The 14,328-nt window shown below is 59.2% G+C and carries 9 protein-coding genes; 5 read left to right on the top strand and 4 right to left on the bottom strand.

What is annotated here, in order from left to right; genetic code table 11:
- Window positions 1-14: 14 nt before the first annotated feature.
- Entirely contained in the window at window positions 15-419 is a 405-nt protein-coding gene (locus R6X40_RS16620) for a thermonuclease family protein (RefSeq protein ID WP_318414894.1), read from the bottom strand.
- A 113-nt stretch (window positions 420-532) separates the two neighbouring features.
- A complete protein-coding gene (locus R6X40_RS16615; RefSeq protein WP_412178395.1) occupies window positions 533-781 on the bottom strand; it encodes a DUF1674 domain-containing protein in 249 nt (82 codons plus the stop codon).
- Window positions 782-852: 71 nt separating this feature from the next.
- Between R6X40_RS16615 and htpX the strand changes: the two genes are divergently transcribed.
- The 4 genes from htpX (at window position 853) to purH (ending at window position 6,860) form a co-directional block, all read left to right on the top strand.
- A complete protein-coding gene (gene htpX / locus R6X40_RS16610; RefSeq protein ID WP_318414892.1) occupies window positions 853-1,812 on the top strand; it encodes a zinc metalloprotease HtpX in 960 nt (319 codons plus the stop codon).
- Window positions 1,809-3,227: an RsmB/NOP family class I SAM-dependent RNA methyltransferase gene (locus tag R6X40_RS16605; RefSeq protein ID WP_318414891.1), complete on the top strand. Its 1,419-nt coding sequence runs from the start codon at window positions 1,809-1,811 to the stop codon at window positions 3,225-3,227. The genes htpX and R6X40_RS16605 overlap by 4 nt, the downstream gene beginning before the upstream one ends.
- A 208-nt stretch (window positions 3,228-3,435) precedes the next feature.
- The gene (locus tag R6X40_RS16600; RefSeq protein ID WP_318414890.1) at window positions 3,436-5,121 is read left to right on the top strand and encodes a heparinase II/III family protein; all 1,686 of its coding nucleotides are present in this window, start codon (window positions 3,436-3,438) and stop codon (window positions 5,119-5,121) included.
- A gap of 125 nt (window positions 5,122-5,246) precedes the next feature.
- Complete coding sequence (gene purH, locus R6X40_RS16595; RefSeq protein ID WP_318414988.1) at window positions 5,247-6,860, top strand: bifunctional phosphoribosylaminoimidazolecarboxamide formyltransferase/IMP cyclohydrolase; 1,614 nt, start codon at window positions 5,247-5,249, stop codon at window positions 6,858-6,860.
- 51 nt (window positions 6,861-6,911) lie between these two features.
- On the opposite strand, the gene R6X40_RS16590 is transcribed toward purH, so the two are convergent.
- Together R6X40_RS16590 and R6X40_RS16585 are read right to left on the bottom strand one after the other, a co-directional pair.
- On the bottom strand, window positions 6,912-8,303 hold the full coding sequence (locus R6X40_RS16590; RefSeq protein ID WP_318414889.1) for an MFS transporter: 1,392 nt from the start codon (window positions 8,301-8,303) through the stop codon (window positions 6,912-6,914).
- Between the two features lie 43 nt (window positions 8,304-8,346).
- On the bottom strand, window positions 8,347-13,134 hold the full coding sequence (locus tag R6X40_RS16585; RefSeq protein ID WP_318414888.1) for an NAD-glutamate dehydrogenase: 4,788 nt from the start codon (window positions 13,132-13,134) through the stop codon (window positions 8,347-8,349).
- 285 nt (window positions 13,135-13,419) lie between these two features.
- Here R6X40_RS16585 and pdxY point away from each other — a divergent pair, with 285 nt between their 5' ends.
- Complete coding sequence (gene pdxY, locus R6X40_RS16580; protein WP_318414887.1) at window positions 13,420-14,295, top strand: pyridoxal kinase PdxY; 876 nt, start codon at window positions 13,420-13,422, stop codon at window positions 14,293-14,295.
- Window positions 14,296-14,328 lie beyond the last annotated feature (33 nt).

The following is a 14,328-nucleotide window of genomic DNA, read 5'->3' as shown; positions in this document are numbered from 1 at the left end:
ATGGCTCGGGTCACCTACCAGGAAGAACAGGTTTTTGATTTGCGGCCACCATCGTAAGGCGCGACGTAGCCCGCCGACAGCATTTCCTGAGCCGGATTCCGTCCGTCCGAAAAGCTGACATCGGCAACGACCCTGCCAAAATACTTGTCGCCGGAAATATGCGTCAGCTGGATTTCACCCTGACCATCGGTCAGGCCTGTAAGTGCCGCGCGTGCCTGCTGGCCGGCATCGCGGTCGGCGGAGCAGGCGGATTTAAGCTCGGGCGCATCGATACCGCGCAGCCGCACATAGACTTCCATCGTCTGTTGCGGCCAGGGCTTTGCCGCCACCAGGATCGTATCGCCATCAATGACACGCAGGACCTCAGCTGTGACCGGACCGGCTATTTCTACTCTCCTGCCGGATTCTGCCGCGTGCAAAGGAATGGCCAAAGACGGCAGTATCAACGCGGAAATGAGGAGTGGTGAGAAGCGAAACATCATGAATAGGAAAATATACCGATATTCATGTGATTTCAACAGGAATTATTTCCTTAGAAATCGATCGCCCGGCCGTTGATTTCCCAGTCGCCGAAACGCGAAGGCTCTGCTCCGCCACGACCACCCAGTTCTTCCGGGAGTTCCATGGGCTTTTGCGCCTTGCGGCGTTCGGCGGCTTCCGCCAGCGCCCGCTTGGCGGCAGGAGAAAGAGGCTTGCGCGGTTCGACCGCCAGATTGTCGTTGTCGTTCTGCATGCGAATTTCCGCGAAAAAGTTGAAGAATGCGCCTAATGTCCCCATCATATAGGAAACCTTTGTTCAAGCGAAACCCATGATTCACGTGAAACATTGGCAAACTTTGGAGACCTGACCTGATGAACCTGATGCGCACCGCGATGCTTCTGGCCTTTATGACCGCATTGTTCATGGCGGTCGGCTTTCTCATCGGCGGCCGGGGTGGCATGATGATCGCTCTCGTTATCGCCGCCGGTATGAATTTCTTTTCCTACTGGAATTCGGACAGCATGGTGCTGCGCATGTATCGCGCCCAGGAGGTCGATGCGCAATCGGCGCCTGAATATTACGGTATCGTCCGTGATCTGGCCCAGAATGCTGGCCTGCCGATGCCGAAAGTCTATGTCATAGACAATCCGCAGCCAAACGCCTTTGCAACGGGGCGTAACCCCGAAAACGCCGCGGTGGCTGCCTCTACTGGTCTTTTGAATGCGCTGAATTATGATGAAGTCGCGGGCGTCATGGCGCATGAGCTTGCCCATGTGCAGAACCGCGACACACTAACAATGACGCTGACGGCAACGCTGGCCGGCGCCATTTCCATGCTTGGCAACTTTGCTTTCTTCTTTGGCGGCAACCGGGAAAACAACAATCCGCTTGGTTTCATCGGGACGCTAGTGGCGATGATTGTCGCGCCGTTGGCCGCGGGGATCGTACAGATGGCGGTTAGCCGCACGCGGGAATACTCGGCCGACCGTCGGGGTGCGGAAATCTGCGGCAAGCCGCTGGCGCTGGCATCGGCGCTCGCCAAGATCTCGAATTTCGCCCATCAGGTGCCGAATGCCGAGGCCGAGCGCAATCCTGCCACCGCCCATATGTTCATCATCAATCCTCTGTCCGGCGAGCGCATGGACAACCTGTTTTCCACCCATCCGGCGACGGAAAATCGCATCGCTGCACTGCAGCAGATGGCGCAAGAGATGCAACCGGTCTCGACGCCGCCGGTCAGGGCTGATAATCCCGTCCGCAAATCGCGCTCTGTGCCGCCGACAGGCTGGGGTCGCGGTGGTTCCGAACCACCGAAAGGTCCCTGGTCTTGACGTCTGACGATAATAAAAACGATTCGAATCCGAAACGAAATAATCGCCCTGCCCGTTCGCGTGGCCAAGGTTCGGAGAATCCGGCCTTTGAACGCAGCGACAAGCCCGGAATCCGGGCCCGGCAGGTTGCTGCAAAGATGCTCGCCGCCGTTGTTGATCGCAAGACGTCTCTGGACGGCATGCTGGACGCCGGTAACGGAAATCCGGCCTATCGGGAACTCAATGAGGCCGACCGGGCTCTGGTTCGGGCGATTCTCAATTCGGCGCTGCGGCAATTGCCGCGCATCGACGCGATGATCGGTTCGCTTTTGCAGAACCCGTTGCCGGAAGGCGCCCGCGCGCTTGATCATGTCTTGACGGTGGCTGCGGCGCAGATCCTCTATCTCGATATACCGGATCACTCCGCTGTCGATCTCGCGGTCGAGCAGGCGCAGATCGATCCGCGCAACAAGCGCTTTGCCAGCCTCGTCAATGCCGTGCTGCGTCGCATGTCCCGCGAAAAGCAGGACTTATTAGCCAATGTCGGTGAAAAAATCCCGGCAATTCCCAGCTGGTTCCATAAGCGGCTCGTGACCTATTACGGCGCTGATGAAGCCGCCCGCATTGCAGACGCGCTTTTGACGCCCGCAGCCATTGATCTGACCGTCAAATCGGATGCCGAAGGCTGGGCAGAACGCCTGAATGGCCGTCTCCTGCCGACTGGCTCCGTCCGTCTCGCCGGGTTTTCCGGCGCGGTGCCTTCCCTCGAGGGTTTTGATGATGGCGAATGGTGGGTGCAGGATGCCGCTGCTGCGCTTCCTGCCAAGCTTTTCGGGTCTCTCGCTGGCAAACGCGTCATTGACCTTTGCGCCGCCCCTGGCGGAAAGACGGCACAGCTCATTCTCGCTGGTGCTGAGGTTACCGCTCTCGATCAGTCGGCAAGCCGCCTCAAGCGCCTCCAGGGTAATCTGGCTCGTCTTGGGCTGGAAGCATCCACCCAGGAAATCAACATGGCCGATTTCCGCACCGAAGAGCTCTTCGATGCCGCGCTGCTTGATGCGCCCTGCTCCTCGACCGGCACGATCCGCCGCCACCCGGACGTTCTCTGGACGAAAGGCCCGGAGGATATAGAGAAGCTGGCTGTGCTGCAGGAAAAACTCCTGCGTCATGCGTTGACGCTGATAAAACCAGGCGGCCTCGTCGTCTTTTCCAATTGCTCGCTCGATGTGCGGGAAGGCGAAACCGTTGCGGAACGCGTTTTGGCTGATGGCAATTGCGAACGGGTGGTGATTGTGCCGGCAGATTGGCCGGGCCTCGAAAATGCGGTGACACCTCTGGGTGAATTCCGCACCACGCCGGCGATGATTGATCCGCAGGACGGTTTCTCCGGCGGGCTGGACGGATTTTATGCCGTCATTCTGCGCCGCAAGATTTAGCTACATCTCTGTCAACAGGCACATTGCGGGCGTCAATTGACGCCCTATGTGCGTTTGCCTAAACAATACAGGGTGCGATCCATAAAAGTTTAACGACTTTTCAGGCACGATCGTGGTCCTGGTAGTATCTGGTGCGGACAGCAGTCATTCCGGTTTTCGATGCCGCATGAGGCCTGTCCGGAAGTAGGGAGACGCGCAAGCGTCGAAAATGCAGATTTCAGACCGGCAAAGGCTTCTCTATCTGTATGCACGCGAGGGCTGGCGCCGCTTCTCGCGCCGCCTCGCCTTGGGCCGCAATACCGCGTTCCGTTTTACCGGCACAGCACCCGACCGGCTGATCGTCGCCCCCACTGATCTCAGGGCAGTCGATCCTTTCGTCGCACAGGAAATCCTTCAGGGGCGCTTCCCGCTGGCCGGACGCGTGCTCGAAACCGAGGGCGAATCACCTTTCGAGATGGATCTGCCGTCCCACGAATTCGCCGTCAGATTGCATTCTTTCGGATGGGTACGTCATATGCGTGCCTCCAAGGAGGAGGAGGCCTTCGCGCATCTGCGTCATATCGTCAACGACTGGATGGCAACGCATGGGCGTTACATCGGCGGTATTGCCTGGGACGCCGATATCATTTCCCAACGGCTGATTGCCTGGTTGTCGCATTCGCCGATCATCCTGCGCAACGCCGAGCATCCATTCTATCGGCGGTTTCTGAAAAGCCTTGCGTTTCAGGTACGCTATCTGCGCCATATCACCGACACGACCTGCGATGGGGAAGCGCGGCTGCGGGCGCGAATCGCGCTTGCCATGGCTTCCGTGGCCATGCCGGCCTCTGAAGCGACGATCCGCAAGGCTGCCCGCAATCTTGATGTGGAACTCGACCGGCAAATCCTGCCGGATGGCGGCCACAGCTCACGCAACCCGCGCACAGGTCTGGAATTGCTGATCGATCTGCTGCCGTTGCGCCAGACATATGTCAATCTCGGTCACGAGGTGCCGGCCAAGCTGATCCCGTGCATCGACCGGATGTATCCCGCCCTGCGGTTCTTCCGTCATGAGGGTGGCGAGTTGGCTCTCTTCAATGGAGCGACCTCCACGCTTGCCAATGAGCTTATGGCGGTGCTGCGCTATGACGAGACTGCCGGTGCGCCCTTTAAAGGCCTGCCGCATCTCCAGTACGAACGTCTCGCGCACAACAATGTTGTTGTCATCATGGACACGGGTAAGCCGCTATCTCCGGAATTGTCGCGCACGGCGCATGCCGGATGCCTGTCGTTTGAAATGTCGTCCGGCCGCCATCGGTTTGTCATCAATTCCGGATCGCCAAAGTTTGCCGGCGAACGATTCCGTCAACTGGCGCGTTCGACCGCAGCGCATTCGACCGTGACGATCAATGATCGCTCGTCATCGCGCCTATCGCAATCGGGTTTTCTCGGTCCGATCGTCACCGGCGGCGTTTCCAAGGTTGCTGTCCGCCGCGAAGAGCGTGCTGGCCAGCCGGATGCGGTCATCGCCAGTCACGATGGCTATACCCAGGTCTTTGGTCTGCAGCATGAGCGCGATATCAGCATCAACGGCCAGGGTAATGCGGTTCGCGGGCGTGATCGGCTGTTCCAGCCGGATGGTTCGGAACCAGCGGAAACCAATAGTGCCGTCGCTGTCGCCCGGTTTCATATCCACCCGTCGATCAATCTCCGTCAGCACAGCGCTCATGAAGTCTATCTGAGCGCACCGGATGGCGAAGTCTGGTTGTTCACCTGCCGTGACGGCGAGGTTCTGGTCGAGGAAGACATTTTCTTTGCTGATCCGTCTGGCGTGCGCAAGTCGTCGCAGTTGACCATTACCTTCGCCGTGGCTTCGCAGCCGGAAATCCAGTGGATTTTTTCCCGCGAAGCCTGACAATCTCTCCGGTAGGGCGCTCATTGCCGTGACTGCGGTTTCTTCGGGGAGAAAGCTGTGTTAACGGCAGGCGGACATTTGCCGGAAGACCCTCCCGATATCCGGCCCTACCAAGGAGCTTGATGATGGCTGTCGCCTCCAAGAAGATTCCCGCCCCGGATCAGGTCACTGTCCGTACCGCTCTCCTCTCCGTTTCCGACAAGACCGGTATCGTCGATCTGGCCCGGGCCCTGCATGACAAGGGTGTGCACCTGGTTTCGACCGGCGGCACCCACAAGGCGCTCGCCGATGCCGGCCTTCCGGTCACCGACGTGTCGGAACTGACCGGTTTTCCGGAGGTGATGGACGGCCGGGTCAAGACGTTGCACCCGGGCGTGCATGGCGGTCTTCTGGCGATCCGCGATGATGAGGACCATGTTCAGGCAATGACGACGCATGGCATTACCGGCATCGATCTCGCTGTTATCAAACTCTATCCATTTGAAGATGTCCGCGCCAAGGGTGGCGATTACCCGACGACAGTCGAGAATATCGATATTGGCGGCCCGGCGATGATCCGTGCTTCGGCCAAGAACCACGCTTATGTCACCGTCATCACCGATGCGTCCGATTATTCGGCTCTTTTGACTGAGTTCGGCACCAGCGCTGCCACATCCTTCGCTTTCCGCCAGAAAATGGCCGCGAAGGCTTATGCCCGCACGGCTGCCTATGACACCGCGATTTCCGGCTGGTTTGCCGAAGTGCTCGACACCCCGATGCCGCTTCACCGAACTATCGGCGGTATTCTCAAGGAAGAGATGCGCTACGGCGAAAACCCGCATCAGAAAGCCGGATTCTACATCACCGGCGAGAACCGCCCGGGCGTTGCGACCGCTACTCTCCTGCAGGGCAAGCAGCTCTCCTACAACAACATCAACGATACTGATGCGGCCTTCGAACTGGTCGCCGAATTCCCGGCCGCAAAATCCCCGGCTGTTGCCATCATCAAGCATGCCAATCCATGCGGTGTCGCCACCGGCGACACACTGCTTGAGGCCTATGAGCGTGCGCTCGCCTGTGATTCCACCTCGGCTTTCGGCGGCATCATTGCCCTGAACCAGGAGCTTGATGGCGCCACGGCGGAAGAAATCGTCAAGCTGTTCACCGAGGTCATCATCGCGCCATCGGTCAGCGACGCCGCAAAGATCATCATTGGCAGCAAGCCGAACCTGCGCCTGCTCATCACCGGGGCCCTGCCCGATCCCCGCATACCGGGTCTGACGGCAAAAACAGTCGCTGGCGGCCTGTTGGTGCAGACACGGGACAACGGCATGGTCGAGGATCTCGAGCTGAAGGTTGTTACCAAGCGTGCACCGACCGCGCAGGAGCTGGAAGACATGAAGTTCGCCTTCAAGGTGGCGAAACATGTGAAGTCCAATGCCGTTGTCTACGCCAAGGATGGCCAGACCGTCGGCATCGGTGCGGGTCAGATGAGCCGGATCGATTCAGCCCGCATCGCCGGCCTGAAAGCGGAAGAGGCCGCGAGGGCGCTCGGCCTTCCCGCACCGCTGACACACGGCTCGGCCGTTGCGTCGGAAGCCTTCCTGCCATTTGCCGATGGACTGTTGTCGATGATCGCTGCCGGTGCGACTGCCGTTATCCAGCCCGGCGGCTCCATGCGCGACCCGGAAGTCATCGCCGCCGCCGACGAAGCTGGCGTTGCTATGGTCTTCACAGGCATGCGTCATTTCCGGCACTGAGGCTTTAGCCCGGTACGATCAATCAGAAACCCGCCCCTTCGGCGGGTTTTTTTATGCAGGTTTATTCGCCGGATAAGGAGTCCGGATCAGAATGAGCAGGCCGACAGCCAAAAAGACGACCAAGGCCATCATGCCAATGCGGGCGGAACCGGTCATCAAGGTGACGGTGGCGACAGCGGCGGGCGCCAGAAAAGTCGTAGCGCGCCCGGACAAGGCATAGATACCGAAATAGCGTCCCGCCTCGTCAGGGCTGACACTGCGCGCCATATAGGAGCGTGAGGAGGCCTGGACCGGGCCAAAGGCAATCCCGACCAGAAGGCCGAAGACGATGTAGGCCTTTTCTGCGGCGGTGCCGAAAAGGCCGCCGGTATCAGTCATCGACAGCGGGAGCAAGCCGAACAACGTGTAGCCAGGCCCTGTAGAGACGATACCGAGTGTTGCGATGGTCAGGCAGATCAGGCTGGCCATGACAATCACCTTCGAGCCGAGTTTCGCGTCAAGTCGGCTGGCATAGAGGCAGCCGCCGATCGCCACGACATTGAGGATTATGCCATAGACGCCAAGCTCGAGAGTCCGCCAGCCAAACATGCTGGCGGCGAACGTGCCGCCAAGTACCACAAGGCCATTGACGCCGTCCTGGAAGATCATGCGGGCGATCAAAAAGCGTAGGATGCCTGAGCGCTGTTTCAGCTCGCCGATGGTGTGTCTCAGCTCGGCAACTCCCCTGCGCACCGCAGTTGCCACTGGCATAGCCGCCTTGTGGGCGTCCGGCGTGAACAGGAACATCGGCAGGATGAAGATGAGATACCAGACGGCTGAAATCGGGCCGGTGATACGGGCGTCATCACCTGTTGCCGGGTCTAGTCCGAACAAAGGATCAAGGCCGAGAAGTGTTTTGCCGGATTCCGGGCTTGCCGCCAGAAGCGTTACGACCGCGATTAGAACGATCATGCCGCCGAGATAGCCGAGCCCCCAGGCCATATTGGAGATCCGCCCAATCTGCGCTGCGCCGACCAGCCGCGGCATCATCGAATCGTTGAAAACAATCGAGAATTCCGCCGCGATCGATGCCAGGATGATGAAGATGAACGGGTAGATCAGCGAAGAGCCAGGTACCGCAAACCACAGAAGCGCCAGCGAGACAATCTTGATGACGGCGAAAAAGGCGATCCAGGGTTTTCGCGCGCCGGTCTGGTCGGCGATCGAGCCGAGTATGGGCGAAAGCACCGCGATGACGATGCCGGAAATGGTCAGCGTATAGCCCCACATCGCCTGACCGTGAACCGGATCATCGGTGAGCCTGGCAACGAAATAGGGACCGAAGATGAAGGTGATGATCACGGTGAAGAATGGCTGGGCTGCCCAGTCAAACAGCATCCAGCCTCCAAGGCCGGCGCGCGATACTTTCGGTTCGTCGCCGGCCGGTGCTGTAATGCTGCTCACCCGATTCTCCACTGCCTGTCTGCCCGGTTTAGGGCAAACAGTGTCACCTCATCCTGTTCTGCGCAAGATCGCTCAGCAAACCCGCCGCAACGGTAATCTTGGCGAGCGTTGTCTCGCCCTTCTCCGTCAACTGGGTCAGCTGGTCGGTCACCCGGGAAATCCGGATCCGGTCGCTGTCGCGCCAGGCACCGACCGGATTTTTCTCGTCCTTGTTGCCGGTGAGTGCCGCGATGGTGATGTCCTTGCGTGCAGTCGCGATGTCGTTGATGCTGCGCGAAAGGGCCATCGCCTCGTATTGCTCCGTTGCCGAAACACGTTCGGCAGCCGCGAGCAGCCGCGCGATCCGCAGGTTCTGTGTCACGCCAAAATAGCTCTGCGCCGTGCGTGCCAGAGTCACGCCGGTATCGGCGGCGATCTGGATGATTTCCGGCACGAAGGTCAACACAGCGAGAGCTGCGATCTCCTCGGCAAGCGCCGGTGGCACGCCGCGCTCGACGAAATAGGCAGCCCTTTGCTGTACGTCCGCTGTTGCGTCCTCCGGAATAGAGCTTTGCAGCGCAGATTTCAACTTCTGCAGTGCTTCACGCAGCCGCTCGATCGCCTCGCCGAGTGGCGCCTGCATTGCCGAGGTCCTGAGTGTCCGTTCGGTGACGATGGAAAAGATCCGCGCCGCCTCCTGGTAAAGCTCGTTCTGCACCGCGCCGCTGATGACGTTGTCGAGTGCGTCGATCTCGCCATAGATGCGCTTCAGGTCGTAGCCGTCGCGTGTCAGCACTGCGGCCTTGACCACGTCCGCCGGCATGAAGCCCGTCTGGTCGATCAGTGTGCTGACGAAAGCAGGCCCGCCGCGGTTGATGACATCGTTGGCGAGAACTGTTGCGATGATTTCGCGGCGCAGCCGGTGTTCGCTGATATCGCTCGCATGCGCCTTGTGCATCTTCGCCGGAAAATAGTCGCGAAGCGTCGTCAGCAGATAGTCATCGTCGGGCAGGTCGCTGGCGACGATTTCATCGAACAGAACGATCTTCGAATAGGAAAGCAGGACGCCGATCTCGGCGCGTGTCAGTGCCTTGCCGCTCTGGTAGCGTTCGCTCAGTGCCGGATCGTTTGGCAGCACTTCAACCTTGCGGTTGAGATGGCCATCGGCTTCAAGCCGGGTCATGAGCCGGGCAAGAGCCGTCCGGTTGCCGGCGCCGAGCATTTCCGTCAGCGAAATCGACAGCGACTGTTCGTAGTTGTTGCGCAGAACCAGAGCCGCCACTTCATCGGTCATCGAGGCCAGAAGCGTGTTGCGCTTGGCGCGCGTCAGCCGGTTGTCCCGCATGGCGGAAGCAAGCGCGATCTTGATATTGACCTCGAAGTCGGATGAGTTGACGCCGGCCGAGTTATCGATGGCGTCGGAGTTGCAACGCCCGCCCTTGAGGCCAAAGCCGATGCGGCCACGCTGGGTAACACCGAGGTTGGCGCCCTCGCCGATCACCTTGGCACCGACATCGTCGGCGGTAATGCGGATCGGGTCGTTGGCACGGTCACCGACTTCGGCGTCGCTTTCGGTTGGGCCACGGACATAGGTGCCGATACCGCCGAACCAGAGTAAATCGACCGGGCTCTTCAGGATCGCCGTCATGATTTCGAACGGTGTCGCCTGGCTTTTCTCAAGGCCAATCGCCGCCATCGCCTGCGGCGTCAGGGACACTGATTTTTCGGTGCGCGGAATGATCATTGCACCGGCAGAAAGTGTCGATCGGTCATAGTCCTGCCAACTCGAGCGTGGCAGATCGAACATCCGTTTGCGTTCAGCGAAGGATTTTTCGATATCCGGATCCGGATCGATGATGATGTCGCGATGGTCGAAGGCTGCGATCAGGCGGATTTTCTCCGACAGCAGCATGCCGTTTCCGAAAACGTCGCCTGACATGTCGCCAACACCGGCGACGCTGAAGGGGGTCGTCTGGATATCGATGTTCATCTCGCGGAAATGCCGCTTGACGGTTTCCCAAGCACCGCGCGCGGTAATGCCCATCTTCTTGTGGTCGTAACCAGCAGAGCCGCCGGAGGCGAAGGCGTCGTCAAGCCAGAAGCCGGCTTCCTGTGCCAGGCCATTGGCCGTGTCGGAGAAGGTCGCCGTTCCCTTGTCGGCCGCGACGACGAAGTATGGATCGTCGCCATCGAGCCGCAGCGTATCGGCAGGCGGTACGACATCCTGGCCGACGATATTGTCGGTGATCGACAGCATTGTGCGGATAAAGGTCTTGTAGGCTTCGGTGCCGGCCTTGAAGATGTCGTCGCGCGTACCACCGACCGGAAGCTGCTTCGGAACGAAGCCGCCCTTGGCGCCGACGGGCACGATGACCGCGTTCTTGACCTGTTGCGCCTTGACGAGACCGAGCACTTCGGTGCGGTAGTCCTGCGAACGGTCGGACCAGCGAAGGCCGCCGCGTGCCACCTTGCCGAAGCGAAGATGAACGCCTTCTACCTGCGTTCCGTAAACGAAGATTTCGCGGAATGGCCGTGGCTCAGGCAGGCCGTCAAGAACCTTTGGATCGAGCTTGAAGGCCAGCATAGGCTTCGGATTACCATCGGCATCACGCTGGAAATAGTTTGTACGCAGTGTTGCCTGTATGGCGTTGATATAGCGGCGCAGAATCTGGTCTTCGTCGAGGCTTGGAACATCGTTCAATGCCTGTTCGATGCCGGAAAGGAGCTTGGTTGTTAGCTTCGTCTTCAGCTTATCCTCAAGCGTGGGGTCCATCCGGGTGACGAACAGCTTGAAGATGTCGGCAGCAATCGAGGGATACTTGTTCAGCGTGTCGGCAAGGTAGCCTTGCGAATAGGTGATGCCGGTCTGGCGCAGGTAGCGCGCATAGGCGCGCAACACCGTCACGTCGCGGGCGCTCAGCCCTGCAAGCAGGATCAGCCGGTTGAAGCTGTCATCCTCGATGACGCCGTTCCAGGCGGAAAGATAGGCTTCCTCCAGCATTGGACCGGTCCTGTCGAGATTGAGCAGATGCCCGTCACGATGGATCAGTTCCATATCGTGCAGAACGACGAGCCGTTCGCCGCCCTTGGCACAGGAAACGGTAATATCATGGGTCTGTTCGCTGATGACCCGGAAGCCGAGGTTTTCCAGCAGCGGAACGCGGTGCGAGAGCGAGACCGGCTCGCCAGCATGGAAGATCTTCAGCTCGAGTGATTCCGTACCCTTGCCTCGCTTCTGGTAAAACGCGATGTGGATCGGGTCCTCCGGCGAGCAGGCCGCGATATCGGCGAGATCGGCATGGGCCTCAGCTGGCGTGAAAGCCGCTTGATAGGCTTCATTGACGTTGATCGACACGCCGTCATGGCGGGCAAGCAGATTAAACCGATCGATCCAGCGCGTGACGATATCGCGAACGGCCTCTTCCAGTTTGGCCTGCTGCACGCGCGGGGTCTTGCCGCCGGAGCGGCCGATGATGAAGTGGACGCGGGCAAGACCGCCTTCCGGGAAGGCAGGGTAATAGGCAGAAACGCGGCCGTCATAGACGGTTTTCAGGTAGAGCCCGATCTTTTCGCGCACGTCGGAATCATACTGTTCACGCGGCACGTAGACGATAACGGACACGAAACGATCGAAATGGTCGATACGGGGAAGAACCCGGATTCGCGGCCGGTCAGCCAGTTCGTTGATCTGCTCGCAGAAGCTGGCCAAAAGGCCGACGTCGATCTGGAACAGGTCGTCACGCGGGTAGGATTCCAGCGTATTGGTCAGCATCTTGCCGGAATGACCCTGCGGATCGAAGCCGAAATGATCGACGATCTTTTCCACCTTGAAGCGCAGCAGCGGGATTTCCGCCGCCGGGCGCGTATAGGCGCTGGAGGTAAAAAGGCCGACGATGCGCAACTCGCCGGTGACATTACCTGCCTCGTCGAAACGCTTGACGCCGATATAGTCCATATAGGCGCGGCGATGAACGAGCGATTTGACGTTGGCCTTGGTGACGATGAGGAAATCTGGGCCATTCAGGAAAGCGAGGATCTCCGGCGTCGTTAGCACGGCATCCTTGCCCTGGCGCAGCACACGGACATCGGGATTGGACAGAATACCCAGCCCGCGGCCCTCGCCGCGCTCTACGACGGCATTCTCGCCCTTGCCGGAATAGGTGTATTCGCGCATGCCGAGGAAGGTGAAATTGTTTCCACGCAGCCAACGCAGGAAGTCCAGGGCTTCGTCGCGATCACCCTTTTTACGGCTCGGCGCATGATTTTCCAGCTCGTTCATTGCCTGGTCGAGCAGCACCGTCATCTGGCTCCAGTCGCCGACAGCCTGGTGAACCTGCGACAGCACGTTGGCGACGCGTTCCTTCAGGTCCTCCGCTTCCGCCGCGGTCAGCTTGGAAAGGTGAATCTGGATATGGCTGACGCGGCTGGCAGGCTCACTCTTTTCTTCGGGGTCGAAGATCTTAGCCGGCTTGCCTGCTTCGATAACAAGAATTGGATGCACGGCAAGAAAGATGTCGCGGTGGGTGCTCGTCACCTCGCCCATGATCGAATCAAACAGGAATGGCATGTTGCGATCGGTCACGGACAGGACCGAAACGTCGTCGCCGTTGGGGGCGATGCCTTCGATCGTCTGAACGCTGATGACCGGCCTGTCGCTTTCCTTGGAACTGATGGCCGTCAGTGCATGAGCGGCGGTCAGCGCCAGCATGTCCGGCGTATAGGCATCGAGATCGTCATGGCTGGCACGGCGAAACAGGATCTCTGGAGCGAGCATTTTAACCCCCAGCAACTTGCCGGCTTCGCTCACCGCTTCGAAATGACGGTCTTTTTTTGGATTGTATTTGGTGCCCATGACGTAACTCCCCGCAATCACCATTTTGGCCGAACCTAACAGAAGAATTGCCCATGGCGATTGTTTTTGTGGCTATTTTTCGGTCAGATTGATCCAAATCGGAATGGTTTTATGAAATTTTCGACAAGGTTTGACTGATTTTCGAATTCAATCGGTTATAATCGCATATTTCGTTGTTCTCATGAACAAGTCCAAAATGAACCCTTCCGATCTTTTGGCAGTCACAGTTGACAGCGGCATGACTGTCGGGCGATCTGGGCAGGTCGAAACAGCGGAAAATCAGAAATGTCCGAGCCTGCCCCCGGCGCCGTCATCGTCATTTCCAGTCATGTGATTCGCGGATCCGTGGGCAATCGCGCCGCTGTCTTTGCGCTCGAGACTTTGGGTTATCCGGTATGGGCTCTGCCAACGGTTATCCTGCCCTGGCATCCCGGCCATGGGCAATCGACGCGGGTGACGGTCGCTGCCGAGGATTTCGACAGATTGATCGACGATCTCATCCGCGCGCCGTGGACAGGCGAAGTTCGCGCCGTGCTGTCCGGATATCTCGGTGCCGCCCATCAGGCGGAAGGCGTTGCCCGTCTGGTCGAGGCTTTGCGGGTCAAAAATCGGGACCTGTTTTATGCCTGCGACCCGGTGATGGGCGATGTCGGTGGGCTCTACGTGCCGGAGGCGACGGCAATTGCGATGCGTGACCGGCTGCTTCCGCTGGCCTCGCTTGCGACGCCGAACCGGTTCGAACTGTCGTGGCTCTGTGGCGCCGAACTTGAAACAAATACCGCCATTCTGGAGGCCGCCCTGTCGCTTGGGCCGTCACGCATGCTGGTGACGTCGGCGATGCCGATGATGCAGGGTAGCACCGGCAATCTCTATTTATCCGGCAATCACGCGCTGCTTGCCGAGCATCGCCTGATCGACAATCCGCCGAACGGTACCGGCGACCTTCTGGCGGCTCTGTTTGTTGCCCGGCTTCTGGAAGGCTTGAGCGAAGAGCGTGCCTTACAGCTGGCGACCGCCAGCGTCTTCGAAATTATTGCTCGCACCAGTAAGCGTGGTGCGGATGAACTGACGCTTGAGCGGGATGCTGCCAGTCTTGCGACACCGATGGCCATGGTTCAGATGCGCCGGTTGATGCATCCCGGTCAGAAACGCAGGTCTTGATAATGTTCGGCCGATCTACCACTTGCCAGCGCA

Source organism: Rhizobium sp. PL01 (assembly GCF_033447125.1).
In the GTDB taxonomy this organism is placed as follows: Bacteria; Pseudomonadota; Alphaproteobacteria; order Rhizobiales; family Rhizobiaceae; genus Pararhizobium.
This window is presented reverse-complemented; position numbering and strand designations above follow the sequence as displayed.